This window comes from Pseudomonas sp. GNP014 (genome assembly GCF_054344005.1).
Map to the genome: position 1 here is coordinate 341917 of NZ_JBTGUS010000001.1, position 25197 is coordinate 367113.

Here is a 25197-nt window from a genome sequence, read left to right on the forward strand (position 1 = left end):
AACTAGTTGTAGATTAAAACCAGTTTTGATAAAAATCAACGCATCGGTTTTGTTTAAAAACCAGTTATTCCCAAGGATGGAATGATGATGCTGAACCCTCGAAAGCCTTCGATTATGGACGTCGAAGCCGAAAAATCAGCCGGTGGCGGCACTGTTCAGTCCCCTCAGGAGCATGCAACCACACCTGGCCTAAGTCGTTACCAGACATTTCTTTTTGCAATTACCTGCGCCATGGCCGTGGCAAACGTCTACTTCGCGCAACCACTGCTGGAGTCGATGGCAGCCAGTCTGTCGGTATCGCCCGGCACCATCGGTGTGGTGGTCACGGCCACTCAGGCCGGTTACGCAGTCGGTCTGTTGTTCATCGTCCCCTTGGGCGATCTGCTCAATCGCAAGGGACTGATCCTCACGCAGATGCTGCTGTCGGCCGCGGCATTGTGTGCCGTCGGACTGGCACAGGAATGGGGCATGCTGCTCGGCGCGATGGTGCTGGTCGGATTGATGGCGGTGGTCGTGCAAGTGGTGGTTGCCTACGCGGCGACACTGGCCAGTCCCGAACAACGCGGCGAAGCCATTGGCACGGTGACCAGTGGTGTCGTGCTGGGCATTTTGCTGGCGCGCTTCGTCTCTGGCGCGGTGGCCGATCTGGCGGGCTGGCGCGGGGTTTACTTTGTCTCGGCAGCCTTGATGATCAGCATGGCGCTGGTGCTCTATCGCACCATGCCGGCGTCGACCAAGCCACCGGCCAAAGGCAGTTATCTGCAGTTGCTGCGCTCGGTCTTGCAGTTGTATCTGACCGAACCGACGCTGCGCGTCAGGGGGACCTTCGCCCTGCTGATATTCGCTGCATTCAGCGTATTGTGGACCGCCATGGTTCTGCCGCTAAGTGCACCGCCACTGTCACTTTCCCACACTCAGATTGGCTTGTTCGGTCTGGCAGGGGTTGCAGGCGCACTGGCCGCTGCACGGGCCGGCCGACTGGCCGACCAGGGTTTGGGCAATCGCACCACAGGCATTGCGCTGGTGCTGTTGACCGTGTCCTGGTTACCCACCGCGTTTGTTGAAAGCTCATTGCTGGCCATGGTCATCGGCGTGGTCTTGCTGGACTTTGCAGTGCAGGCCGTGCACGTGACCAACCAGAGTCTGATTTTCGCCGCCCGGCCGGATGCGCAAAGCCGCCTGGTCGGCGCCTACATGACCTTCTACTCCGTGGGCAGCGGTCTCGGTGCCATTGCCGCAACTTACACTTACGCCCACTTTGGCTGGGTCGCTGTTTGCCTGTTGGGCGCAGCGTTCAGTGGTACAGCGTTGTTGTACTGGTTATATCTGCAAATGACTTCTCGCTGACTTCCTGAGTATTTGGAACTGCTTTCCATGGCCTGCCGGGCTTTGGCGTGAAACTGTGTGCCTGCCACACGAACTTAAACAATTAAATGAGGCATGTATGGAAGGGTTTCACACACTAACCGTTACTTCTACTACAGCGAATAAAATTGAGTTCGAGTTACCAACCAACGCCCCGTTCACGGATATCGAATATGAACGTGACGGCAAGAACATCATCCCGCTGGGCTGTCGTATCGGGGCGTGCGGTGCTTGTTTGATCAGGATTACATCAGGTTTCGAGGCGGTAAGTCCTCGCGATGACGATGAAGAGGCTTTTATCGAGGTGTTGGGTTACAGCGGTGAAGAATACCGGCTGGCCTGTCAGTGCCTGTTAAAAGGAAAAGTAGCCATTGAAATAATTGGCTAAGCGTTGGCGTTTAACTGCGGTTTCAATCAAAGCGTTTCAAATAAACTAAAAAGGACTTATTCATGCTTAACCGTGTAAAAAATGTTGGCTATGGTGATACCACCCCATTCCTCAGCGCTGCCGGCTCGGCTGGCCTGCGTGCAGAGATCGACAAGATCATCGACGGCCAAGTAGAGCAATGGTTCGCCACCGTTCCTGAGGCCGCGCATCTGGAAGGCAAGGACGTTAACAGCGAGTACTACAAGCGCCACCTGATTGAAACCGCATGGCGCATCCGCCTGCTGCGGGTGGCTGAATCCAAGGCGCTGGCGGAAGTGGCCAAGATCAGCCCTGCAGCAGCACAGATCTGGGCTCACTACGAGCAAGAGGAAATGCTGCATGACGAACTGTTCATCGCCGACCTGACCCGCATCGGCGTCAGCCGTGAGGAGTTCCTCGCCACCGAACCGTACCTGGAGACCAAACTGCTGGTCGGTTTCTTTTCCTACCTGCTGGATCATGAAGGGCCGCTTGGCGTCGTCGCTTATTCCTACCTGGTTGAGTACGTCAACGTGAAACTCGAGCCCCGTAAACTTGAAGCGCTCAAATCCTCGGTGGGCGAAACCAACATCGCCGGTCAGGTATCCCACTCGCATACCGACATCAATGATGACCACCCGGGTGAAGTCTGGGCGGCCCTGCGCTTCCTGATCAAGGACGAGCAGGACATCGCAGCACTGAAAAAATACCTCGAGGAGCACCAGACGATTCTCGCGATGTTCTTCAACAAGCTGTACCTCAACACCCTGGCCAAGCCGCAAGACAAGGCTGCTTAAGCCATGGAGCAGGCAATGAATTCAAATCGACCCGGTGTTCTGATCCTGAGCCACTGCGGCTTTTCTTTCCTGGAAGACCTGAAGCAGGAGCTTCATCGACGAAAGCTCCGGTGTTTCGTGCTGTCTTCATTGCCGCTTCCAGAACATATACCGGAACGCCTGGAGCAGATTCATGCCTGGGCGGACCGGCTCTACACCACCGACTCCCACCAGTTGAAGCTGGAGGATGTGCAAACCGCCCTTGAGACTCTGCGCAAGTCTGGTGAACAGGTCAGTTGCTGCATCAGCGTGTGGGAAGGCTATCGCCACCTGATGGCTGCTGCCAACGCCTCGCTTGGCACTTACGACATGGACGCTGGACAGGCATTGGCCCTGCGCAACAAGCTCAATGTCCGTAACCGACTGGCCGAAAAAGGCCTGTCGCACGCTAACGCCTATGCCCTGACCGAGTCCGTGCTGGAACGGCTCAAGGCGCAGGATCAGCGTTATTTCATCAAACCGGTTCATGGGATCGCCTCCTACGCAGCCTTTCCCATGCGCAAAGACACTACGTGGAATGCCCTTGAGGACCTGCGTCTGGCCTCGGCCGAAGACACGGTATATGCCTCGGCGTTCAACGACGGGCTGACGTTCATGGCCGAGGATTACATCGCCGGTCATGAATTCAGTTTCGAGACATTGCTGGTCGATGGTCAGGCGCATGTCGTGGCCATCCATGAGAAATACGAAGTGACCGAGACCGCCGCGACGGTGCTTGAAGACAGTTGCACCACGCCACCGGCCAGCCTTGATCAGGCGCAGATCGCCGCAGGACTGCAATGGCTGAAGGATGTATTGGCTTGCATGGCGCTGAAGTGGGGTTGCTACCACGTGGAGGCACGCTTTTCGGGGCAGCACTGGGATCTGATCGAAATCAACCCGCGCGTCGGCGGCAGCCTGATCTCGCACAGCGTCGAAGCGGTAACCCACGGACACAGCATGCTTTCACTGTGGCTCGACCTGCTGCTCGCCAGCCAGGACGACACTGCGCTGCGCGAGGATCTCGTGCGGCATCTGGCGCAGTTCGAGTGGCAGGCGGACGGTACCAGTGCACAGTCCGTAGCAACGTTCTTTCGGGTGTACTTCGCCGAGCCGGGAACCCTGAGTTCAGTGACGCTTAACCCATTGCCGCTGGCCCCGGTGGTGCAGCACGTGCTGCTCAAGGCCGGCGATGTGATTCCAGCACACGCCCGTGAAGTGTTCCTCGGGCAATTGTTGTGGACGTTCGAGCGCGCCAACCGCGCAACCGAGCTTGAACGTCTGGCCACTATCAGCGCGACCGCGCTGGATATCCGCTATCAGCCCGACAGCCATTAATAACAACCCGGGCGATCGCCTGAACAAGACTGCTGCCGATGACTACCCCCACGGATGAGGAAGAAACAAACATGCCGTTGCGAGCGCCTGTATTACTGATAGTGGACTACAACCTGAGCCGGATCGGCGATGTGCTGCACCTGCGAGACTACGCCCGCCAACAGTGGGGCGCGCAGACCTGGCTGATCAGAGCCAACCCTCAGGACCATGACCGGACCATCAGCGATCGTGTGTTCGATGCCGATCCGCTGCACCCCGACTTCGTCGATCAGGCACTGAATCTGCTGGGCGACGATGCGGGCCGCATCAGCGCCGGGCTGGTCTTTTCCGACAACGCGGTCGCCAGTGGCGCGGCGCTGCTGGAGCGCCTCGGCTTGCCGGTAGACGATGCCGCACTGGCCCTGGCGGCCTTTGACAAACTGGCGTACCGCACCGCCGAAGATCGCGTCCGTACGCAGTTGAACCAGTTGGGGGTGACACTGCCGGATTTCGTGCGGATCGACGGTTTGCACGACGTACGCAATTTTGCAGCGCGTCAGCAAGGCAGCTTCGTGATCAAGCCTGCGTGTGAGGGCAACAATCGCGGTGTGGTGGTGGTTTCAGCGGGTGGCGACTGTGAGCAGGCGTTCACGGAAGTCGCACCTTATCTGGACGGCGGTGTGCTGGCCGAAGCTTTCATCACATTCACCCGCGAGTTCTCTTATGACGGCTTGGGCAAACTGTGGTTTGTCACTGAAAAAGTCAGTGCCAGCGGGCGCTATCCGGTTGAGGTCGCGCAAATTCTGCCGGCGCGCCTCAGTGAACAGGAGCGACTGGCCATTCGCAATGCCGGCGAGCAGGTCAACCGACTGGTCGGCCAACGCATCGGGCCGTTTCACAACGAGATCAAACTCAGCGACAGCGGCGACCAGACAGCGGTGATCGAGCCAAACCGGCGTCCTGGCGGCATGAAGATCTGGACCCTGGCGCACGCCGTCCATGGGCTTGACCTGTACGCGGCATGGGTTGACTCGGTATTCGCCGGGCCTGTGCCGGAAGAACTGCCTGCCGCCACCTGCAGCGCCGCGACGGTGATGTTCGGTGTGCCGCACGATGTGACGATCGACGTGACCACGCTAGGCGATGTACAGGCGCTGGTCCGCGACACACTGACACGGGCGGCAGAGGAACTGGCGCTGTCCAGGGACGACATCGCCCTGCTCGAAAGCACCTGGATCGCCGGCGAGCCACGGTTGATCCATGCCATCCCCCGAGACAACAGCGACTTCGTCGCCCAGGCCTGTGTTGCGCTGCACGCCCCATCGGTTGATATCCGCGATCTGGTACGCGTGCTGCGCGAGCAATGGTTGTTGGTCCTGGAGCGCTGCCTGGCGCCCGAGTTGCTGTTGAAAGTTGCGTCCTGATCCCTGCCCTTTTCGCTGCGAGACCGTTTGCATGAAAATTCTCATTCTTCACCGGGTGCCCTACCCGCGCATCGAGTACCACCGTGGCATCAATCATGACCTGCACGATGTCACTTATCTGGGCAAACAAGCGGCGATCGATACGCTGCCGAGCGACCTGCGCTGCCAGCGCGTGATTCGCCCGGGAGAGGCCAGCGCCTGCGAAGAGGCCCTGCAATGGCTGGCGCAGTTTCCACAGTCATTTGACCGGATCATCTCGATGTCCGAGTACGAATTGCTCGACGCGGCACGCTTGCGCGAGGCGCTGAACGTCGAAGGCGCGTCGCTGGCGGCGGTGAATCTGGCGCGCAACAAGCTGGACATGAAGGCCGCCGTTGCAGCGGGAAATCTGCGGGTGCCGCAGTTCATGCCGCTTGATCGCTACCTGGCGCTCAACGGCCAGGTGCCGTGGCAGGGAGCCACCGTGCTCAAGCCGCACAGCGGCGCGTCGAGCATGGACGTCAGCATTCATCAGCAGCCTGCACGCGCATTTGAAGAGATCAGTCGCAAGATCAGCGATCTGTCCCTGAACATTGATGAATTTCAGGTTGAAGAATTTATCAGCGGGCCCATCCGCCACTTCGACGGTCTGGTTCAGGACGGGCGAATTCTCACCATGCTCTCGAGCCAATATGTCGGCACCTGCCTGGATTACATGGAGCGCGGCCATCCATTGGGCTCGTGGCACCTGGAAACCACCACGCCGATGCAAATGTGGGTCAGTGCCGTTCTGGATGCGGTGCAGATCCGCAACGGCGCCTTCCATCTCGAGGCCATCATGGAGGGGGACGACCCGGTATTCCTCGAAGTCGGCAACCGCGTCGGCGGCGCCGATGTAGTCGCGACTTACGAGCTGGCGACCGGTATCCACCTGCCATCGCTGGAGCTGCGCATTCATGTCGAAGGACTGGTGGACAAACTCCCGCTCAGCGCACAGCAGCCGGATCTGGGTTATGGCTGGTTTGTGTTCCCAGGGCACACCCACCACCAGCGCATTTATCAAGGTCTGGAAGGCGCGGAGGACTTTCGCGCCAGCCCATTGGTTGTGCAATGGAACGAGCTGCAGACCGGTGCGCTGTTACCGGGCCATGTGACCTATTCGGCGTTCGAAGCCCCTCTGGCAGGTATCGTCAAGACCGCAGACCCGCTACAGACCAAGGCCTGGATGCAAACTCTGTTTTCCCGGGTGTACCTCGCAGAAAACCTGACATCGGTCGCATGATCCGGCCCATCCTCATGAAGGCGACTCAACAATGAAACCACTGCACGTAGTATTGGCTGTACTGATAACGGCAATCTGGGGTGTCAACTTCTCGGTGATCAAACTGGGACTGGCCACCGTCGATCCGTTCATTCTCGCGGGCATCCGCTTCAGTCTCTGTGCGTTACCGGCGATCTTTTTCATTCGCAAACCAAACGTGCCATGGCGCTACATCATCGGTTACGGGCTGGTGTTCGGCATCGGCCTGTGGGGCATCGTCAACCTGGGCATCAAGGCCGGGCTCTCGGCGGGCATCGCGTCGCTGGTGCTGCAATTCAGCGCGTTCTTCACGATCCTGCTCGGCGGCTGGGTGTTCAAGGAAGCGCTCACCCGCTTTCAGGTACTGGGCATGTTGATCGCACTGGGCGGATTGCTGTGCATCATCATGATCAGCGATGGCACGGTCAGTCTGCCCGGGGTATTGCTGGTGCTGGTGGGCGCGGCCTCCTGGAGCGTCGCCAATATCATCAACAAGAAGGCCAGCACCAAGGAGGTCTTCGGGTTTCTGGTCTGGTCCAGTGCCTTTGCACCGATCCCGCTGTTCGCACTCGACTACGCGGTGAACGGCAGCGCCGGCTACACCACGTTCGTCAATCAGGTCGATGCAACCGCCGTGTTGTCGATCCTGTTTCAGGTCTACCCGAACACGCTGTTCGCTTACTGGATCTGGAACTCGCTGCTCAAAACCTACCCGGTTTCGACGGTCGCGCCCCTGTCGTTGCTGGTGCCGATTTTCGGCATGCTCGGTTCGGTACTGATCTTTCACGAGAGCGTACCGGCGAGTAAGGTCATGGCAGTGGTGCTGATCGTGCTCGGTCTGGCCGTCGGCCTCTATGGACAGCGAATTTTCAATACTGTGTTTGCGCGTTCTGCGCGCACTTCAATATGAATCGACAGGGAATGGGTATGAGTCTGGGAAGACGTGAGTTCGTGGGGGCCGCCATGGGGGCGACCCTGGTGGGAGGCAGCATGATGGCAGGCGTGGCAGGAGGGGCACAGGCCAGTAACCAGCCTGCTCCGGATAATGTAGTAACAGCACTGAACCCCAATGACTGGGCATCCGTGCGGGCGCAGTTCAATCTGGCGCCGGAATTCGTGCACATTTCCAACTTCTTTCTTGCCTCAAACCCCAGGCCTGTGCGCGAGGCAATGGCGCGCCACCGGCAGGCGTTCGACGAAAACCCTTACACCTATCTCGAAGACAACATGTTCGCCTCACCGCAGGACATGGTCTGGCGCAAGGTCTGCGCTGCGGCTGCCGACTATACCGGCGGACGTGCCGAGGACATCGCCCTGACCACCAGCACCACGCAGGGCCTGTCGATGGTCTACAACGGCCTGAAGCTTGCACCCCACCAGGAAATCCTGACCACCAACCACGAGTGGTACACCCACGACGAGGCGATGCGTCTGGCGGTAGTCAAGTGGGGCGGCAGCATTCGCCGAATCGACCTCTACCAGGGGCCGGACGATGTCAGCGTCGACGCGATCGTCGCGCGCATTGAAAAGGCCATCAAGCCGCACACGCGCATTCTGGCGATGACCTGGGTGCATTCCGGCACCGGCGTGCGGTTGCCGGCTCGGGAAATTGGCGAACTGGTGGCGCGGGTCAATCGCGATCGGGCCGAGGCGGACAGAATCATCTACGTGATCGACGGTGTACATGGCTTCGGCTGCTCCGAGGCGCAAGTGGCGAGCCTGGGTTGCGACTTTTTCAGCGCCGGCACGCATAAATGGATACTCGGGCCGCACGGTACCGGCCTGGTCTGGGCGCGTGAAGGTCAATGGGCACACATCACGCCGACCATTCCCACGATCATGTCCGCAGAACCCGCCAACGCTTGGCGCGAGCAACGCGATCCACAGGGGCAGACGCAGGCAGCCTGGGTCAGTCCCGGCGGTTTCCTTGCGTTTGAAAACCAGTGGGCGATGATCGAGGCGTTCAAGTTCATCCAGCAGATCGGGCGCAAGCGCATTGCCGATCGCATCGCGCAACTCAATGGCCAGTTGAAGGAAGGCCTGGCGAAGCTGCCCAACGTGTATTTGCACACACCACGTTCTGCACAGTTCTCCGCAGGTTTTGTCTGCTGCGATGTCAAGGATCGCAGCCCCAAGGAGATCGTCGCCAGGCTCAAGGAACAGAAGATCATTGCCAGTGCCACGCCTTATCGGCATTCGACGGTGCGCTTCTCGGCCGGGATCATCAACTCGCCCGAAGACATCGAAAAAACCCTCAAAGTGATGCGCACTCTGGTCTGACACCCGCTCGAACCGACATCGGTTGCCCGCACTGGCTCAACGCCGGTGCGGGCGCCGACGTTCGCCATTCAATTGAAGAATCGCCGCGTGCCCAAGGGCAAGGATCGATTACATGAACGAAAAATCCGCCGTCACCCGCAACGCTGCAAAAGAACTGGTCATGTTCCTGTTCTGCTCGACGGTTTATCGGTTGTTTTCCGGTGCACTGATGGTCTCGCTGACCTGGACCATCCTCAACCAGGACGAAGGCGGATACCTGCCTTTGGCGCTGGCGATTTTCTGCTCGTTCATTCCGGCGTTCATCACGCCAGCGATGATCAAGCGGCTGTCGCTGCGTATGAACGGACGGCAGATGAGCAGCTGGTTTGTGCTGGGGCTGGCCGGTCTGGCCCTGATATCGGGCGTGTCGCGGGATTTCACCCTCGGCCTGCTGATCACCAATCTGTTTGCCTGGCTGATGATCATGTCGCTGGAGGCCAGCCTGGATATGTGGTTCGCCCAGATTCAAAGGGGCATGGATGAAACCAGAGTGCGGCGGATCAGCGGTGCGACCACGGCGACCAGTCAGGCCGCACTGATGACCGGACCTTTACTGGCGGCAGGTTTGATGCCGATTCTGAACGGCATGGGTTTCTCGCTGGTGCTCAGCGCCGGCTTCTTCATGGTCGCCGCGATTTGCTTTACCCGTCACAGTCAGCCCTCGGCGGTGCAAACCACTGTCGAAGTCACAGCTGCGACCAGACTGCCACTGACGCTGTTTGTGCCGATGGTACTGATCTGGCCAATCCTTGGGGCATTCAATTTCATGCTGCCGGTGTATGTGGCGAGCCACGGCTGGGCCCTGTTTGAACTGGGCGTGCTCGATGCCGTGTTCGGTCTGGGCATGGCGCTGATCGGCGTGCTGGTGATCATCGCCAATACCGGACGTAATCTGACGGCCTATCTATCAGGCCTGATTGCACTGGCGCTGATCGCCACATTGATGTGGTTGCTGATGCCGGACAATCTGCTTCTCAAGGCACTGAGCCTGCTGATCCTGGGCATGGCGTTCGGTGGGGCGCGGGTGCATATCCGCGTCGCCATTGCCTGCCGCTACAGCGAGGCCGCGGTGGGGTTGTATGTCAGCCGGGCGAATGCCCTGGCGACGCCGGTTCTGCTGCTGATCCTCAGCCTGCAACTGGCCATGATCGACAATGCCTGGCTGCTCCCGTTCCTGCTGGTGACACTGAGCGTCGCGCTGCTGTTGCAGACCTCGGCTACACGTTTCGCCCGAGGACCTTCGAGCACCGCGGCCGTGGGCGCCTGAGGCGGCGAACCGTGTTGGCGCAGCCCCGGCTCAAGTGCCCCGGGGTTTCGCCCGCGCGGTGGCCTCGGCCACCAACGGATCATCCGGCCAATAGTGCTTCGGATACCGCCCCTTCAAATCCTTCTTCACCTCGGCGTACGTGCTGCGCCAGAAATTCGCCAGATCCTGTGTCACCTGTACCGGCCGCCGCGCCGGCGACAACAGGTGCAACTTGACCACTTGCCGCCCGCCGGCAATTCGCGGCGTCTCGGCGAGGCCGAACAGCTCCTGCAAACGCACGGCAAGAATCGGCGGTGACTCGCTGTAATCCAGGCGTACCGACGATCCCGACGGCACGCTGAGGTGATGTGGCGCCAGCTCATCAAGCTTCTGCGGCAACGGCCACGGCAGCAGATTGCGCACGATGCTCGACAGGTCCAGATTGGCGAAATGACTGAGCCGCGAGACCTTGCCCAAGTAAGGCATTAACCAATGCTCAAGCGTGTTCAGCAACGTCGCATCGCTGACATCCGGCCATTGGCTTTCGGCCTGAGCGTCGAGGTCCAATTGCCGCAGCAAAGCGACCCGCGCCTGCCACTGACGCAGCTCCGGCGTCCACGGCAGCAACTCCAGACCTTTGCGCCGCACCAGATTGACCAGCGCCTGACTGCGCGCCGCTTCGTCGAGACCGGTCAACGGTTCACGGCTGAGGACCAGTTCGCCGACCTTGCGCTGGCGCTCGGCGCGCAACACACCTTCGCGCTCGTCCCAGTCCAGTTGATCGACGCAGCTCACCTGTTCGGCCAACACTGAGTCGAACAGCGCCGGATCGAAATCAGCCGCCAGATAAATCCGTTCCTCGCGCTGGCCCTGTCGGCTGCCGAGGTCGGCAATCACAATCCACGACTCCTTCATCAGGCTGTCGGCTTCGGCGAACAGCGCAGCGCGCCCATTGGCCAGACGATATTCCGCGCCACCGGCGCGACGCTGTTGGGCGACGCGGTCCGGGTAGGCCAGCGCCAGCAGCGCACCGAGCCAGCGCGGATGATCAGGATCGCTGACCGGCGCGCTGACCTTGCCGCGCAAGTAATCACGATATTGTCGCGCCAGTTGCCGCGCCCGTTGCACGCCCCCCTGAGCACCGCGCGCCGCGCGCTCCTCACCGCAGAGCAGGAGCAATCGGCTGTGCAGATCCGCGCCGGCACCCCGCAGAATATCGCGCTCGCCGAGCAGTGCCGCGACGTCGCACGCCATGTTCGCCAGCCCCAGCGCCTGACCGCGCAGCAACAGATGGGCGATGCGCGGATGTGCCGGCAGCTCGGCCATGGCCTGACCGTGGGCAGTCAGCGCTTTATCTTCAAGTGCACCCAAGCGCTGCAACAGATCCTGCGCCTGGGCATACGCTGCCGCCGGCGGAACATCCAGCCAGACCAGTTCGCCCGGGGTCACGCCCCAGCGACCAAGCTGCAGGGCAAGGCTGGCCAGATCCGCCGAGAGGATTTCCGCACTGCCGTAAGCGGCGAGTTGCTCGTGCTGATCCTGCGACCACAAGCGATAACACACCCCCGGCTCCAGACGCCCCGCCCGTCCTGCGCGCTGTGTGGCACTGGCCTTGGAAATGCGCTGCGTGTCGAGTCGGGTCATGCCGCTACCGGGATCGAAACGCGGCACCCGCGCCAGCCCGGCATCAATCACCACGCGCACGCCATTGATGGTCAGACTGGTCTCGGCGATGTTGGTCGCCAGCACCACTTTGCGCTTGCCCGCCGGGGCCGGGTCGATGGCGGCGCGCTGGGCATTCAGGTCCAGTTCACCGTGCAACGGGCACAGCAAAACATCGCTGCGCTCGCCAATGGCATCACTCAACTGCTGATGCACGCGACGGATTTCCGCCTGCCCCGGAAGGAATACCAGCAGGCTGCCGGTCTCATCGTGCAGGGCTTCGAGGACGGTCTGGGTCACGCGCTGGTCGATGTATTCGCCGGGCTGGAACGGCCGCCCCCAGCGCATGGTCACCGGGAACATGCGCCCTTCACTGCGCAGGATCGGCGCGTCATCGAGCAACCCGGACAGGCGCTCGCCCTCCAGCGTGGCGGACATCAGCAAAATCTTCAGCGGCTGTTCAGCTCGGAACAGTTCGCGGCCGTTCAAACTCAGGGCCAATGCCAGATCGGCATCGAGGCTGCGTTCGTGGAACTCGTCGAAGATCAGCAGGCCCACGCCTTCCAGTGCCGGATCGTCCTGCAGGCGCCGGGTGAGAATGCCTTCGGTGACCACTTCGATACGGGTGTCGGGGCCGACCTTGCTGTCGAGGCGGATGCGATAACCGACGGTTTCACCGACCTTCTCGCCCAGTTCGCTGGCCAATCTTTCAGCCGCCGCACGCGCGGCGAGACGGCGCGGTTCGAGCATGAGAATGGTCTGCCCGGCCAGCCACGCCTCATTGAGCAAGGCCAAGGGCACGCGGGTGGTTTTACCGGCGCCGGGCGGTGCTTCGAGCACAGCTTCGTGGCGTGTCGCCAAGGCTTCACGCAGGGCGGGTAAAACTTCATCAATCGGCAAAGAAATCATGCTGGCTCCCAAACAGAGCCGCGAGTATAACGGCGAACTGCGAGGTGTTCGTCAGGGTCTTAACTTCACAAGACGAAGCTTCGTTAACAGATGACTCAGGAGATTTTCCATGCGCTTACCTTCTCGCCTGATCGGCGGTGTACTGGTCGCCACCCTGCTCACCCAAATCACCGCTTGCGGATCGATTTTCTACCCGGACCGTCGCGGCCAGATCGACGGCAAGATTGACCCGGCGATTGCCGTGCTCGACGCCTTGGGTCTGCTGATCTACGTCATTCCCGGCCTGATCGCGTTCGCGGTCGACTTCACCACCGGCGCGATCTATTTCGAACCGGGCCACACGGCCCAGGTCGATCCGGCCAAGTTGAAACAAGCCATTGGCCCGGACGGTCAGGTCAATAACCTCAAGTTGCAGGCTATTCTCGAAACTGAACTGGGCCGCCACTTGCCGCTGGACGATCCACGGCTGATCCAGCACAAGGGCAGCACGCAGCAACTGGCGATGTTGGGCCTGCAACCTGCCGCCTAATCCACAAGGAACCTCTGCACTCATGACCTCCAGCCCCGAACACGCCCGCCTGCTGCGGTTGGCAACCCGCGCCTCGGTGGCGGTGGCCTGCACGCTGATCATCGCCAAAGCCATCGCCTGGTGGCTCAGCGGATCGGTGAGCATGCTCGCCGGCCTCACCGACTCGGCGCTGGATGGCGTCACCTCGCTGCTCAATCTGCTGGCGGTGCATTACGCGCTGCGCCCGGCCGATGACGATCACCGTTACGGCCACGGCAAGGCCGAATCGCTGGCGGGCATGGCGCAGGCACTGTTCATCGGCGGCAGTGCGGTGTTGATCGCCTTTCAAGCCTACGAGCGGATCAAGCAACCGGAGCCACTGGGCGCACCGTGGCTGAGCATCGGCGTGATCGTGTTCTCGCTGTTGCTGACTGCCGCATTGCTGACGCTGCAACATCGGGTGATCAAGGAGACCGGCTCCAACGCCGTGCGCGCCGACTCGCTGCACTACCGCTCGGACCTGTTGCTCAACGGCAGCATTCTGCTCGCGCTGATCCTCGCCGGCATGGGCTTTCATCAACTGGATGCGTGGTTCGGTCTGGGGATTGCCGCGTACATTTTGTGGAGTGCGATCCAGATCGCCCGGGAAAGTTTTTCGGTGCTGATGGATGAAGAGCTGCCGACGGATGTCAGCCAACACATGCTCGAACTGGCCTGCGGCGTACCCGGCGTGTTGGGCGCGCATGACTTGCGCACGCGGATTTCGGGCAACCACTGGTTCGTGCAGTTGCACCTGGAGTTGCCGGGGGAGCTGACGTTGTCAGTGGCCCACGGCATCAGCGATCAGGCGGCCGATGCGATTCACGCCGCCTACCCGCGAGCCGAGGTGCTGGTGCACGCTGACCCGATAAAAGCAGCTTCAAGCCACGAGCCGCAAGCTTCAAGCTTGTAGCTGGAAACTTGCAGCTCGTAGCTGCTCTTACTGGACCTGATAACCGCGACTGCTCAGGCAATTGCCCTGAGCCTGGCGGTAAGCCTGCACCACTTCAGGCGCTGGTTGGTACGTCGCGGTACGCGGATCGAAACCGCTTTGCTGCACTGCGTACTGGTAGCACTGGTAGCCATCCTGCTGCACCTGCTCCGGTGACTGACCATTGGCCGGATAGGCCTCGACGTCATACCCCTGGGATTGCGGCTGCGGTGGTTGCTGCACCGGCGGCTCGACCACCACGTAATCCTGACTGGCTTCCTCATACGCATAGTAGGAACCGGCCGCGAGGAACAGCAGCGCACCGCCGATCCACACTTCACGGGCGTAGTCCGGCAGATAGTGGGTGCGGATCCCTCGCGGCGGCTGCACGACGATGTAGCGCGGGCCTTGCGGGCGATACCAGTAGCCGCCGGAATAGAAGTAATCCTGACCGCGATACGGCACGCGGAATTCGCGATCCGGGAAGCGGTCGATCACATGCCCCGGGCGGTATTGCGGACCTGGGCCCCAACCGTTGCCATGCCCGTCCGGACGGCCGGGCCAGCGATTATCGTTGCCCCGGTTGCCGGTTTGCCATTGCTGGTTGTGGTAACCATTTTGCGGACGCTCGTCGCGGTAGTAACCCTGACGTGGCTCCTGGGTCTGGCGCACAGTGTCGGGCCGTGGCTGGATCGGCAGCGTGTTCGACGGCGGCGGTGGCGCCTGATGCACCGGAGCCGGCTGATTGGGCGCACGGTTCTGGTTCTGCCACTGACCATTGTTGCGCTGCTGGCCGTTGTGTTCGAACTGGCGGCTGTTATCGCCCCGAATGATTTCGTTGTTCTGCGGCCGCGGCTGGTTTTGCGGCGGCGGATTGTTCTGGCCGTGGGGCTGACGCTCACCGCCACGCCCTTGATTGCCCTGATGCTCGCCACCGTGCCCGTTATTCTCGGGGCCACGATTCTGTGGCTCGTCGGCAAGCGCTTGCGCACTGACGCTCACACACAGCAAACCAACACCGGCCAGACGCCAGATGCGCGACTTCATGCTCTTCCTCACTGCGGGTATTAAGAGGGCTTGTAGCTAAGACCGGGAATACACACACCGGGTTCTGCGACAGGTTATCAGTCACGAAACTTATTTATTGAGGATGACCGTACAGCGAGGCATAAAAATCGCAGCCAAGAAAAAAGGGAGACCCGTCGGCCTCCCTTCTAGAGAACTTCGTCCTGGCTCGACGCTTTTGACGTCGGCTCACCTCACGCCGTCTTCTGGACAGTGTGCAGCTCGGGGACCGGCACAACCCCGGTGGGGGTGGCGGCCGCGGCGGGCCTGTTTGGGCGGGCCGCTGTGGACTGTGTTACCGAGCAGTGATTCTGGTGATAAGCATAGGCCCGAGGTCGCGACAGAGGATTGCGAAGATTGCTCAAATAAACACCACTTGCGCAATTTTTAACCCTGGATAGATAATCCGCCGCAATAGTTACAACCAAGGACAGATTGATGAGCAAACTCGACCGTTACGACCTGAGCATTTTGGCGGAATTGCAGCGCGACGCCCGCATCTCCAACCAGGAACTGGCCGAGCGCATCGGTCTGTCGCCCTCGCCCTGCTCGCGTCGGGTCAAACAGTTGGAAGACGATGGCTACATCTCCCGTCAGGTCGCCCTGCTCGATCGCAAAATGCTTGGCCTGAGCCTGACCGCCTATGTGTTGATCGGCATGGACCGGCATACACCGGAGCGTTTCGAGAATTTCGAGGCGGCGATTCGCACCTTGCCGCAGGTGCTGGAGTGCAGCCTGGTGACCGGCGTCGATGCGGATTACCAGTTGAAGGTGGTGGTGCCGGACATGGATCACTATCAAAAGCTGTTGCTGGGGCACCTGACCCGGATTGAAGGCGTGACCAGCGTGCGCTCAAGCTTCGTACTGAATCAGGTGCTCAACAGCACTGAACTGCCACTGACGCATCTGCGCAGCTAATCAAAAGCCCCTCACCCCAGCCCTCTCCCAGAGGGAGAGGGAGCCGACCAAGGTGTCTGGCAGCATCCATCGACCTGAACCTTCGAGTCGATTATGGATTCACAGACGCAAGATCAGGTCGGTGTAACTCGTCGGCATCGCACGGCCAGTCCACTCTCCCTCCCAAAGGGAGAGGGCGCCGACCGAGGTGGCTGGCAGCATCCATCGACCTGAACCTTCGAGTCGATTCTGGATTCACAGACGCAAGATCAGGTCGGTGCAACTCGCGGGCATCGCACGGCCAGTCCCCTCTCCCTCCCAGAGGGAGAAGGAGCCGACCGAGGTGTCTGGCAGCATCCATCGACCTGAACCTTCGAGTCGATTATGGATTCACAGACGCAAGATCAGGTCGGTGTAACTCATGGACATCGCACGGTCAGTTCCCTCTCCCTCTGGGAGAGGGCTAGGGTGAGGGCAACAGGTTCGGATCAGACCCAGATCAATGCCACCCCGCACACCTTGGCGTATACTCGCCGCGCCCTTTTAGCCCCATGCGCGCCGGAGAGACCCGATGGATCCAGCAGTATTCGAAGAGTGGATGATGACTGGCCTGGTCAGCATCCTGATCATTTTCATGGGATTCATCGTCTGGGATCTGGCGAAGAAGTCCAAGGCCGGGCGTTTCGGCTCGTTCATTCTGTTCTTCGTGCTGGGCCTGGGCGTGGCCGCGTTCATCATCAAGAGTGTAGTGATCGGCCTGATCGAATCCGGCGCGTTATAGGCGCGGCGGCACTTCTTTCCATTGCCCCTGATCGAGTCCGTCGATCGTCCAGTCACCAATCCTGACGCGCACCAGCCGCAACGTCGGCAGCCCGACCGCAGCGGTCATCCGCCGCACCTGACGATTGCGCCCTTCGCGAATCACCAGTTCCAGCCATGAAGTCGGGATGGTCGCGCGAAAGCGTACCGGTGGATTACGCGGCCACAACTCGGGTTCATCCAGTTGCCGTGCTTCGGCAGGCAGGGTCATGCCGTCGTTCAACTCAACGCCGTCACGCAAACGCTGCAATTGCTCGGCCGTGGGCACGCCTTCAACCTGCACCCAGTACGTCTTCGGCAACTTGTGTTTCGGATCGGCAATCCGCGCCTGCAACTGGCCATCGTTGGTCAGCAGCAACAAACCTTCACTGTCGCGATCAAGCCGCCCGGCCGGGTAGATGCCGGGCACCTCGATGAAATCCTTGAGCGTCGCCCGCCCGCCTTCGTCACTGAACTGCGTCAGCACATCGAACGGCTTGTTGAACAGGATCAGCTTCGGCTCGGCCGGTGGTGCCTTGGCAACACGGCGCGGGGAAGAAGACTGAGGCTTCACACCAGGACGGCGAGAAGGTGGACGCGGGGGACGGGACATAAGAGAGCAAACATTTAGCGATCAGGGCTGACAATGCTAGTGCCCCGACCGCCAAATGACCACGACTAACCGTTAACGGAACGGCGGCTCGTCGAAGCTGCGCAGTTTGCGCGAGTGCAGCGAGTTGAGTTCGGTACGCAGCAGATCCACCGCCTCGATGCCGATCTTCAAGTGCTGGCTGACCGCACGCTCGTAGAACGCGTTGGCCGAACCCGGCAGTTTGATTTCACTGTGCAGCGGTTTGTCCGACACACACAGCAACGTGCCATATGGCACGCGCAGGCGATAACCCTGGGCGGCGATGGTGCCGCTTTCCATGTCCACGGCCACGGCGCGGGACAGGTTGATCAACGGTCGTTCCTGAGCCCAGCGCAATTCCCAGTTACGGTCGTCGTAGGTCAGCACGGTGCCGGTGCGCAGGCGTTTCTTCAGGTCATCGCCCTTCTCGCCGGTGACGTTGGCCGCCGCTTGCTGCAGCGCCAGTTGCACTTCAGCCAGAGCCGGAATCGGAATGTTCGGCGGCACCACGCGATCGAGAATCCCGTCGCGACGCATGTAGGCGTGCGCCAGCACATAGTCACCGATGGTCTGCGACTGACGCAGGCCACCGCAGTGGCCGATCATCAGCCAGCAATGCGGACGCAGCACCGCCAGGTGGTCGGTGATGTTCTTGGCGTTGGACGGGCCGACGCCGATATTCACCAGGGTCACGCCGTGGCCATCGCTGGCGATCAGGTGATAGGCCGGCATCTGGTAGCGGTGCCAGACCACACCGGCAGCAATCGCCGAGGCTTCTCCGTGATCCATGCTCTTCTCGATGATCACGTTGCCCGGCAGGACCATGCGCACGAAACGCGGGTCTTTGCGCAGTTGCTCCAGGCCGTGGACGATGAACTGGTCGACGTAGCGGTGGTAGTTGGTCAGCAGGATCCACGGCTGCACATGGCGCCAGTCGCTGCCGGTGTAGTGCACCAGACGGCGCAGGGAAAAGTCGACCCGCGCGGCGTCGAACAGCGCCAGTGGCAGCGGATCGGTGTTTTCCCAGTCGTAGAGACCGTCGGCGATGCCATCGGTGGCGGCGGACAGGTCGGTGCTCGGGAACACCCGCGCCAGCACGGCGGCGGTGACGCCGGAGCCGGCCAGTTCATCGCCCTGCTCGACCACGTACGGGTACGGAATGTTCTGTTGGCTGACACCGACTTCCACGGTCACGGTGAAGTCGTGCATCAGCGGCACCAGTTGTTCCAGCAGGTATTTGCGGAACGCCGCCGGGTGGGTGACGGTGACGCTGTAGGTGCCTGGCAACTGCACTTTGGCGTAAGCGCGAGTGGTCTGCGGCACTTCGCCCTGACAGTGATAGGTCAGACGCAGTTCGGGATAACGAAACAGGGCACGCTGTTCGGCGTCGGGCTCGACGCGATCCTTGAGGTAACGCTTGAGCGCCGAGTTCAGCGCAGTGGTGGCCCGCTCATGCAGCTCGGCCAGACGATCCACGGCTTGTTCGGCGGTTTGAACGACAATAAACGCTTCGGTCACGATCAGCTTCCTGTGTTCTGACTTGCAGAGCTTCATCTTGCCTGCATCGTGGTCTCACGGGAACAGTGGCGTTGTGGCTGTACCCAAATCTTTCAGACAACGCGAATCCCTGTGGGAGCTGGCTTGCCAGCGATGGCGGCCTGATAGTCAACATTGATGTCGAATGTGAAGGCCTCATCGCTGGCAAGTCAGCTCCCACAGGGTTTTGTGGAGTTTGGGGTCAGAAACCCTGGGGGGTCGAGCGGGCGACGATCGCTGCGACATCCAGCCCATGGGGCAACGCGCCGTAGACCCGGCCGCCGCCACTCAACCGACTGGCAATAAACGCATCACTCACCGCCGAACTCCCGGCTTCCAGCAGCAGTTTGGCCTGCAACCCAAGGGCAATGTCCTCGGTCAATTGCCGAGCCCGATACTGAATATCGCGGGTGTCCTTGAACTGTGCCTGCAACTGCTGAATATGCGCGGCCAAACGTTTGTCACCGTGGCCATCGCCCAACTCCCTGAACAACACATCGAGAACGCCCGGCTCTTTAGACAATGCGCGCAAAACGTCGAGGCACTGCACGTTGCCCGAACCTTCCCACGTCGAGTTCACCGGCGCCTCGCGGTACAGGCGCGGCAGGATGCTCTCCTCGACGTACCCCGCGCCGCCCATGCATTCGGCCGCTTCGTTGATCATTCCCGGGGCACGTTTGCAGATCCAGTATTTGCCCACCGCCGTCACCAGCCGGGCGAATTGCGCTTCGTGGCGATCATCCAGATGATCCAGGGCCTTGCCCATGCGCAGGCTCAGGGCTAGCGCAGCTTCGCTTTCCAGGGCCAGGTCGGCGAGCACGTTCTGCATCAACGGTTGCTCGCTGAGCAACTTGCCGCCGACCTTGCGGTGCGCGCAGTGATGGCTGGCCTGGGTCAGCGCCTGACGCATCAACGCGCTGGAACCGACCATGCAATCGAAACGGGTCATTGCCACCATCTCGATGATGGTCGGCACCCCGCGCCCTTCTTCACCGACCATCCACGCCAGGGCGCCACGGAACTCCACTTCGCTGGAGGCGTTGGACTGGTTGCCGAGTTTGTTTTTCAGGCGCTGGATATAGAACTGATTGCGCGTGTCGTCCGGGCGATGGCGTGGCAGCAGGAAGCAGGTCAGGCCCTTGTCGGTCTGCGCCAGCGTCAGGAACGCATCGCACATTGGCGCCGAGCAGAACCACTTGTGCCCGACCAGTTCATACGCCTGGCCCGGACCGCTGGCGCCGACCGGATAGGCCTTGGTGGTGTTGGCGCGCACGTCGGTGCCGCCCTGCTTCTCGGTCATCGCCATGCCGATGGTCACGCCGGCCTTGTGCGCCATGCCGACGTTGCGCGGGTCGTATTCGGTGGCAAGGATTTTCGGCAGCCACTGCTCGGCCAGATCCGGTTGCAGGCGCAGCGCCGGAACGCTGGCGAAAGTCATGGTCAACGGGCAACCGCTGCCGGCTTCGGCCTGGCTGTGCAGATAGCTCATCGAGGCGCGGGCAACGTGGCCGCCGTCCTGCGGATGCGCCCACGGCAAGGAGGTCAGACCGTGCTCGATCGCGGTGCGCATCAGTTCGTGATAAGCGGGATGAAACTCGACCAGATCAATGCGATGTCCATAGCGATCATGACTGGCGAATACCGGTTTGTTCTGATTGGCGAGGAACCCGGCCTCCATCAGCGGCCCCCCGGCCAGCGCGCCGTAGGCATCGATCCGCGACTCGGCCCACCCGGCGCCGAACCTGCGCGACCATTCCTGCAACGGCAGGTCGATGCGGTACAGGTTGGTGCCGTCCAGCGACGGCGGCTGGTTGGTGACTTCGTGGGTTTCGGCGAACTGATGCAGGTTCATGACGGGGCTCCTTTGGTCAGCCAGAGAACCAGTTAAGCACCGCCCCACGCCCCATCAAAGTGTCATATCCGCCGAACTGGCGGCGCTTTTACCCTATCAGCAACACAACACCCGGCGCTCCAGCGCGGACTGCAAATCCTCGAATTTCACCGGCTTGTTCAGGTAGTCGATCGGCGCTCCGCTGGCGCACAGCTCGCGATCGGCGCTCAGCGCCAGCATGAATACCGGCAGACTGGCGCAACCTGGCAAGGCGTGGATCTGGCAAGCCAGCGCCGCGCCATCCTGTGCGGGCAACTGGCAATCGATCAGCACCGCGTCGAAGCTTTCGCGCTGCAGGCAATCCAGCGCCGCCGCACCATTATCGGCAGTACGCACGCGGAAACCGAGCTTGAGCAACATGCCGCGCATCACCAGTTGGTTGACGCTGTTGTCATCCACCAGCAGCACTGTGCAGTCCTGCGGTTCACGCACACAATCGCGCGATGGCTGGGGTGTTGGCGCCGCCTCGACCGCCGGCAGCTCGAACTCGACATCGAGCTGGAAGCGGCTGCCGCGACCGGGTTCGGAACGATGCGTGAGTTTGCCGCCGAGCAATTCCACCAGTTGCCGGCAGATCGCCAGGCCGACGCCCAATCCGCCGTACTCGCGTGTCATTGACCCGTCGAGCTGGAAGAAACGCTGATACAGGGTTGCCTCGCCCAGGTCGGTAAAACCGATGCCGGTGTCAATCACCGCAAACGACAGCGCCAGACGATTGTCCGACGCAGGCTTGCCGGTCACGCGCAGGGCCAGACCGCCGACGCGGGTGAACTTGATCGCGTTGTCGAGCAGGCATTCCAGGCATTGCGCCAGTTTCACGCTGTCGCCGTGCAAACGGTCCGGCAGGGTCGGCAGCACCTCGACCTTGAAGTCCAGCGACTTGCTCGCCGCGTTGCCGTCGAACTGCAGCCGCAACGCCTCGACCACCCCGCGCAGGCTGAAATTGTCCGGCGTCGCCTTGAGCTTGCCGGCCTGCAGTTCGGTGAGGGTGAGGATGCCGTTGACCATGCGCATCATGTCGCGGGCAGAACCGGCGGCGGTCTGCTGGTATTGCTCCAGTTCCGGATCCAGTTCGACGGTCTGCATCAGTTCCAGCGAACCGATCACGCCGTTCATCGGCGTGCGCAGTTCGTGGGTCAGGGTCGCGAGGAATTCGTCCTTGAGCTTGTTGCTGTGGGCCAATTGCTGGTTGAGCACTTCGAGCTTCTGCCCGGCGTCGAACAGGGTCTGCGCCTGCTGCTCGCGCATCGCGTTGATGCGGTCGGCCAGCGCCAGCGACAGCAGCGCCACTTCGATGGCCGAGCCGATCTGGCTGGCGTACATGGTCAGGAACACGTTCGGCAGCAGGCCCAGCACCATCAGCGTATTGATGATGCCGCCGAGCAGAAACGCCGACCAGGCAATGATGAAATAACGCGCCACCCGCAGGCCGCGCCACCAGGCCAGAATCCCCGCGGCGAAAATCACCACGGTAAACGTCAGCGCCAGCAGGGTCGCCAACCGCAACGACAGGGCGTAACTGGTCATCAGCGACAAACCCACGACCAGCGCACTGAATGCGATCAGGCCGATCAGTACGCGATCCAGCCAGCGGCTGTGGTTTTTCGTCTGCAGGAAGCTGCGTGCGAACTGACTGCCAAACAGCCCCGCACAGCCGATGAAGAACGGCGTGGCGGCGTTGGCCCACCACGGATTGTCCGGCCAGAAATACTCGACCGCCGCCCCGTTCACCGACAGTTGATACAGACCGAACGAGGCGATGTAGAAGATGTAATAGAGGTAGCTGGTGTCGCGCACGCTCAGGTAGATGAACAGGTTGTAGACCAGCATCCCCAGCAACACGCCATAAATGATGCCCAGTACGTACAGGCGCACCGGTTGGTCTTCGAGGTACGCGGTGCTCGACCACAACGTTACCGGCGCCTGGATCGAGCCTTCGCTGGCCAGGCGCAGGTACACCGAGCGTTGTTGATCGGGCTTGAACTCAAGGTCGAACAAGTAGTTGTTCTGACGGATCTCGCGACTGGCGAACGGCAACGCATCACCGGTCTGTCGGATCAGGCGATAGTCGCCATTGGCATCGGCCATATACAGATCAAGATGATCGAGCGGCGGGTACGCCAGCTCCAGCAGCCAGGTGCGTTGCGCGGCGGGATTGGCCGGACGGTAATGCAGGTCGATCTTCAGCCAGAACGCCGAACGCGAGTAACCGGCGTTGAGCGTGGCTTTATCGTGGAGTTTGAAATTGCCCGCCGCCGCTTGAGCGCGGACGTCGGCGATGCTCGCCTGACCACTCGGGTCTTCGAACACTTGCAAGGAGCGGCCCAGGGGAAGGCTCTGAGTGTTTTCGTCGAATTCGACGGCGCTTGCGAGGAGGGGCAAGCAGAACAGCAATATCAGCAAATAGCGCATTGAAGCCCCAGCGTGGCTCGTCCGGTTGCGTCAGGAAGCCCCCCATTCCCTTTGAGTAGACGTAAAACCGGTATTACCCGTTATTGGTTTGGATCCAGACTAGCATAGCCGTTGATGGCCATTAAGCACCATCGAAATTTTTCCTACAAAGGCTCTAGAACGGGCGTTTCAGAGCAAAGTCGCGGGCTAGAGCTGTTGAGTTGGTCAACTACCTGCAACAGCGGATGTGGTGAATACCTGTGTGGCGAGGAACCACTGACAGGACTGAACCCCAAAATCAGGTTTGGTGGTAAGCTCGCGCACCATGAATATCTACAGCTCCCGCCCCGTTGTCCTCTGTCTCTCCGGCCACGACCCCAGTGGTGGCGCCGGCTTGCAGGCAGATATCGAAGCCTTGCTCGCGCAGGGTTGCCATGCGGCTCCGGCCGTCACCGCCCTGACCGTGCAAGACACCGTCAACGTCACTGACTTCCGCGTCCTCGACCGTGAGTGGGTACTGGCCCAGGCCAATGCCGTGCTCAACGACTCCGAAGTCGCGGCGGTCAAACTGGGCATGCTCGGTTCGCTGGAAATGGTCGACACCGTAGTCGAACTGCTTTCGGTGCACCCGCACCTGCCGGTGGTCTGCGACCCGGTGCTGCGCGCCGGCGGCGGCGGACGCCTGGGCAAGGACGAGGTCGGTTATGCGATGCGCGAGCGTCTGCTGCCGCTGTCGATCATCGCCACCCCCAATCTTCCTGAAGCGCGCATCCTCGCCGAACTGCCCGAAGGCACTGCAGACGAGTGCGCGGAAAAACTCCTGCCGTTCGTCAAAAACCTGCTGATCACCGGCGGCCATGGCGACGAAACTGAAATCCACAATCGCCTGTACAGCCGTGACGGCCTGCGCGAAACCTTCCATTGCCAGCGTTTGCCAGGCAGCTATCACGGTTCCGGTTGCACGCTGGCCAGCGCTATCGCCGGTCGCCTGGCCCAAGGCGAACACCTCGCCAGCGCCGTACGCACGGCACTGGATTACACCTGGCGCACCCTGCGCGATGCCGAACAACTGGGCAAAGGCCAGTTCGTGCCGCGCCGCCTGCCGCTGGATTTCTGCTCGTAACGTCGTGAGGTCTGCCTGATGAAACTACGTGGCCTGTATGCCATTACCGACAGCGAATTGCTGGCCGGCAAGTTTCTGTCCTACGTGGAGGCGGCGCTGGAAGGCGGCGTCACCCTGCTGCAATACCGCGACAAGAGCAGCGACGAGGCCCGCCGTCTGCGCGAGGCCGAAGCGCTGCGCAACCTGTGCGAGCGCTACAAGACGCAGCTGATCATCAACGATGACGCCGAACTGGCCGCGCGCCTGAACGTTGGCGTGCACTTGGGCCAGACCGACGGCCCGCTATCGCCGACCCGCGCCCTGCTCGGCTCCAAAGCCATCATCGGTTCGACCTGTCACGCGCAACTCGCACTGGCCGAACAAGCCGCCAAAGAAGGTGCGAGTTATGTCGCCTTCGGCCGCTTCTTCAATTCCAACACCAAGCCCGGCGCGCCGAGCTGCAGCCTCGATCTGCTCGACGAGGCCAAGCGCACGCTGCATCTGCCGGTCTGCGCGATTGGCGGCATCACCCTCGACAACGCCGCGCCGCTGGTGGCCCACGGTGTCGACCTGCTGGCGGTGGTCCACGGCTTGTTCGGTGCCCAAAGCACTGCCGAAGTGACCCGCCGCGCCCGCGCCTTCAACGAACTTCTGAAAATCTGATTT

The 25197-nt window shown here is 61.2% G+C and carries 21 protein-coding genes; 15 read left to right on the forward strand and 6 right to left on the reverse strand.

Features of this window, described 5'->3' with window-relative positions; all coding sequences use genetic code 11:
* The first annotated feature begins 84 nt into the window (after positions 1-84).
* The 9 genes from ACXX9E_RS01630 to ACXX9E_RS01670 all read left to right on the forward strand — a co-directional run bounded on the left by ACXX9E_RS01630 (position 85) and on the right by ACXX9E_RS01670 (position 10192).
* Positions 85-1347, forward strand: a complete 1263-nt coding sequence (locus ACXX9E_RS01630; RefSeq protein ID WP_409202048.1) for an MFS transporter — start codon at positions 85-87, stop codon at positions 1345-1347.
* Positions 1348-1444: 97 nt separating this feature from the next.
* Positions 1445-1753 carry a 2Fe-2S iron-sulfur cluster binding domain-containing protein gene (locus ACXX9E_RS01635; RefSeq protein WP_186748021.1) on the forward strand — a complete coding sequence of 103 codons (309 nt, stop codon included), beginning with the start codon at positions 1445-1447 and terminating at the stop codon, positions 1751-1753.
* Positions 1754-1815: 62 nt separating this feature from the next.
* A complete protein-coding gene (locus ACXX9E_RS01640) occupies positions 1816-2568 on the forward strand; it encodes a hypothetical protein (protein WP_123463887.1) in 753 nt (250 codons plus the stop codon).
* Between the two features lie 117 nt (positions 2569-2685).
* A complete protein-coding gene (locus ACXX9E_RS01645; protein ID WP_336347953.1) occupies positions 2686-3924 on the forward strand; it encodes an ATP-grasp domain-containing protein in 1239 nt (412 codons plus the stop codon).
* A gap of 71 nt (positions 3925-3995) precedes the next feature.
* Positions 3996-5327: an ATP-grasp domain-containing protein gene (locus ACXX9E_RS01650; protein ID WP_186748019.1), complete on the forward strand. Its 1332-nt coding sequence runs from the start codon at positions 3996-3998 to the stop codon at positions 5325-5327.
* A 31-nt stretch (positions 5328-5358) separates the two neighbouring features.
* Positions 5359-6588, forward strand: coding sequence for an ATP-grasp domain-containing protein (locus tag ACXX9E_RS01655; protein ID WP_458554952.1), 1230 nt, complete (start codon positions 5359-5361; stop codon positions 6586-6588).
* Between the two features lie 31 nt (positions 6589-6619).
* Positions 6620-7516, forward strand: coding sequence for an EamA family transporter (locus tag ACXX9E_RS01660; protein WP_123463880.1), 897 nt, complete (start codon positions 6620-6622; stop codon positions 7514-7516).
* Between the two features lie 17 nt (positions 7517-7533).
* A complete protein-coding gene (locus ACXX9E_RS01665; RefSeq protein WP_458554953.1) occupies positions 7534-8886 on the forward strand; it encodes an aminotransferase class V-fold PLP-dependent enzyme in 1353 nt (450 codons plus the stop codon).
* Between the two features lie 112 nt (positions 8887-8998).
* On the forward strand, positions 8999-10192 hold the full coding sequence (locus ACXX9E_RS01670; protein ID WP_222834235.1) for a hypothetical protein: 1194 nt from the start codon (positions 8999-9001) through the stop codon (positions 10190-10192).
* Positions 10193-10222: 30 nt separating this feature from the next.
* On the opposite strand, the gene hrpB is transcribed toward ACXX9E_RS01670, so the two are convergent.
* On the reverse strand, positions 10223-12742 hold the full coding sequence (gene hrpB, locus ACXX9E_RS01675; RefSeq protein WP_458554954.1) for an ATP-dependent helicase HrpB: 2520 nt from the start codon (positions 12740-12742) through the stop codon (positions 10223-10225).
* 109 nt (positions 12743-12851) lie between these two features.
* Here hrpB and pmcY point away from each other — a divergent pair, with 109 nt between their 5' ends.
* Complete coding sequence (gene pmcY, locus ACXX9E_RS01680) at positions 12852-13271, forward strand: periplasmic Zn2+ metallochaperone PmcY (protein ID WP_128615583.1); 420 nt, start codon at positions 12852-12854, stop codon at positions 13269-13271.
* Positions 13272-13293: 22 nt separating this feature from the next.
* On the forward strand, positions 13294-14202 hold the full coding sequence (locus ACXX9E_RS01685) for a cation diffusion facilitator family transporter (RefSeq protein ID WP_128615582.1): 909 nt from the start codon (positions 13294-13296) through the stop codon (positions 14200-14202).
* A gap of 27 nt (positions 14203-14229) precedes the next feature.
* Here ACXX9E_RS01685 and ACXX9E_RS01690 read toward each other — a convergent pair whose 3' ends face one another.
* The gene (locus ACXX9E_RS01690) at positions 14230-15267 is read right to left on the reverse strand and encodes a DUF6515 family protein (protein ID WP_186748014.1); all 1038 of its coding nucleotides are present in this window, start codon (positions 15265-15267) and stop codon (positions 14230-14232) included.
* Between the two features lie 456 nt (positions 15268-15723).
* On the opposite strand from ACXX9E_RS01690, the gene ACXX9E_RS01695 reads away from it, so the two are divergent.
* Together ACXX9E_RS01695 and ACXX9E_RS01700 are read left to right on the forward strand one after the other, a co-directional pair.
* On the forward strand, positions 15724-16203 hold the full coding sequence (locus ACXX9E_RS01695) for an Lrp/AsnC family transcriptional regulator (protein WP_007909658.1): 480 nt from the start codon (positions 15724-15726) through the stop codon (positions 16201-16203).
* Positions 16204-16753: 550 nt separating this feature from the next.
* A complete protein-coding gene (locus ACXX9E_RS01700) occupies positions 16754-16963 on the forward strand; it encodes a DUF2788 domain-containing protein (protein WP_003228500.1) in 210 nt (69 codons plus the stop codon).
* Here ACXX9E_RS01700 and ACXX9E_RS01705 read toward each other — a convergent pair.
* The 4 genes from ACXX9E_RS01705 to ACXX9E_RS01720 form a co-directional block, all read right to left on the reverse strand.
* Positions 16958-17593: a pseudouridine synthase gene (locus tag ACXX9E_RS01705; RefSeq protein WP_458554955.1), complete on the reverse strand. Its 636-nt coding sequence runs from the start codon at positions 17591-17593 to the stop codon at positions 16958-16960. The two genes, ACXX9E_RS01700 and ACXX9E_RS01705, sit on opposite strands and share 6 nt — an antisense overlap.
* Positions 17594-17665: 72 nt before the next feature.
* Positions 17666-19165, reverse strand: coding sequence for an AMP nucleosidase (gene amn / locus ACXX9E_RS01710; RefSeq protein ID WP_177490631.1), 1500 nt, complete (start codon positions 19163-19165; stop codon positions 17666-17668).
* A gap of 184 nt (positions 19166-19349) precedes the next feature.
* Entirely contained in the window at positions 19350-20999 is a 1650-nt protein-coding gene (locus ACXX9E_RS01715) for an acyl-CoA dehydrogenase family protein (RefSeq protein ID WP_458554956.1), read from the reverse strand.
* Between the two features lie 96 nt (positions 21000-21095).
* Positions 21096-23450 carry a hybrid sensor histidine kinase/response regulator gene (locus ACXX9E_RS01720; protein WP_458554957.1) on the reverse strand — a complete coding sequence of 785 codons (2355 nt, stop codon included), beginning with the start codon at positions 23448-23450 and terminating at the stop codon, positions 21096-21098.
* A gap of 304 nt (positions 23451-23754) precedes the next feature.
* On the opposite strand from ACXX9E_RS01720, the gene ACXX9E_RS01725 reads away from it, so the two are divergent.
* Together ACXX9E_RS01725 and thiE are read left to right on the forward strand one after the other, a co-directional pair.
* Positions 23755-24552 (forward strand): hydroxymethylpyrimidine/phosphomethylpyrimidine kinase, encoded by a 798-nt coding sequence (locus ACXX9E_RS01725; RefSeq protein ID WP_458554958.1) that lies wholly within the window; start codon positions 23755-23757, stop codon positions 24550-24552.
* An 18-nt stretch (positions 24553-24570) separates the two neighbouring features.
* Positions 24571-25194 carry a thiamine phosphate synthase gene (gene thiE / locus ACXX9E_RS01730; protein WP_123463853.1) on the forward strand — a complete coding sequence of 208 codons (624 nt, stop codon included), beginning with the start codon at positions 24571-24573 and terminating at the stop codon, positions 25192-25194.
* Positions 25195-25197: the final 3 nt, after the last annotated feature.

What these genes read in the sequence shown, in the direction of transcription:
- ACXX9E_RS01630 (WP_409202048.1), top strand. Translation starts at nt 85, where the DNA reads ATGATGCTGAACCCTCGAAAGCCTTCGATTATGGACGTCGAAGCCGAA.
- ACXX9E_RS01635 (WP_186748021.1), top strand. Translation starts at nt 1,445, where the DNA reads ATGGAAGGGTTTCACACACTAACCGTTACTTCTACTACAGCGAATAAA.
- ACXX9E_RS01640 (WP_123463887.1), top strand. Translation starts at nt 1,816, where the DNA reads ATGCTTAACCGTGTAAAAAATGTTGGCTATGGTGATACCACCCCATTC.
- ACXX9E_RS01650 (WP_186748019.1), top strand. Translation starts at nt 3,996, where the DNA reads ATGCCGTTGCGAGCGCCTGTATTACTGATAGTGGACTACAACCTGAGC.
- ACXX9E_RS01655 (WP_458554952.1), top strand. Translation starts at nt 5,359, where the DNA reads ATGAAAATTCTCATTCTTCACCGGGTGCCCTACCCGCGCATCGAGTAC.
- ACXX9E_RS01660 (WP_123463880.1), top strand. Translation starts at nt 6,620, where the DNA reads ATGAAACCACTGCACGTAGTATTGGCTGTACTGATAACGGCAATCTGG.
- ACXX9E_RS01665 (WP_458554953.1), top strand. Translation starts at nt 7,534, where the DNA reads ATGAGTCTGGGAAGACGTGAGTTCGTGGGGGCCGCCATGGGGGCGACC.
- ACXX9E_RS01670 (WP_222834235.1), top strand. Translation starts at nt 8,999, where the DNA reads ATGAACGAAAAATCCGCCGTCACCCGCAACGCTGCAAAAGAACTGGTC.
- hrpB (WP_458554954.1), bottom strand. Translation starts at nt 12,742, where the DNA reads ATGATTTCTTTGCCGATTGATGAAGTTTTACCCGCCCTGCGTGAAGCC.
- pmcY (WP_128615583.1), top strand. Translation starts at nt 12,852, where the DNA reads ATGCGCTTACCTTCTCGCCTGATCGGCGGTGTACTGGTCGCCACCCTG.
- ACXX9E_RS01685 (WP_128615582.1), top strand. Translation starts at nt 13,294, where the DNA reads ATGACCTCCAGCCCCGAACACGCCCGCCTGCTGCGGTTGGCAACCCGC.
- ACXX9E_RS01690 (WP_186748014.1), bottom strand. Translation starts at nt 15,267, where the DNA reads ATGAAGTCGCGCATCTGGCGTCTGGCCGGTGTTGGTTTGCTGTGTGTG.
- ACXX9E_RS01695 (WP_007909658.1), top strand. Translation starts at nt 15,724, where the DNA reads ATGAGCAAACTCGACCGTTACGACCTGAGCATTTTGGCGGAATTGCAG.
- ACXX9E_RS01700 (WP_003228500.1), top strand. Translation starts at nt 16,754, where the DNA reads ATGGATCCAGCAGTATTCGAAGAGTGGATGATGACTGGCCTGGTCAGC.
- ACXX9E_RS01705 (WP_458554955.1), bottom strand. Translation starts at nt 17,593, where the DNA reads ATGTCCCGTCCCCCGCGTCCACCTTCTCGCCGTCCTGGTGTGAAGCCT.
- amn (WP_177490631.1), bottom strand. Translation starts at nt 19,165, where the DNA reads ATGAAGCTCTGCAAGTCAGAACACAGGAAGCTGATCGTGACCGAAGCG.
- ACXX9E_RS01715 (WP_458554956.1), bottom strand. Translation starts at nt 20,999, where the DNA reads ATGAACCTGCATCAGTTCGCCGAAACCCACGAAGTCACCAACCAGCCG.
- ACXX9E_RS01720 (WP_458554957.1), bottom strand. Translation starts at nt 23,450, where the DNA reads ATGCGCTATTTGCTGATATTGCTGTTCTGCTTGCCCCTCCTCGCAAGC.
- ACXX9E_RS01725 (WP_458554958.1), top strand. Translation starts at nt 23,755, where the DNA reads ATGAATATCTACAGCTCCCGCCCCGTTGTCCTCTGTCTCTCCGGCCAC.
- thiE (WP_123463853.1), top strand. Translation starts at nt 24,571, where the DNA reads ATGAAACTACGTGGCCTGTATGCCATTACCGACAGCGAATTGCTGGCC.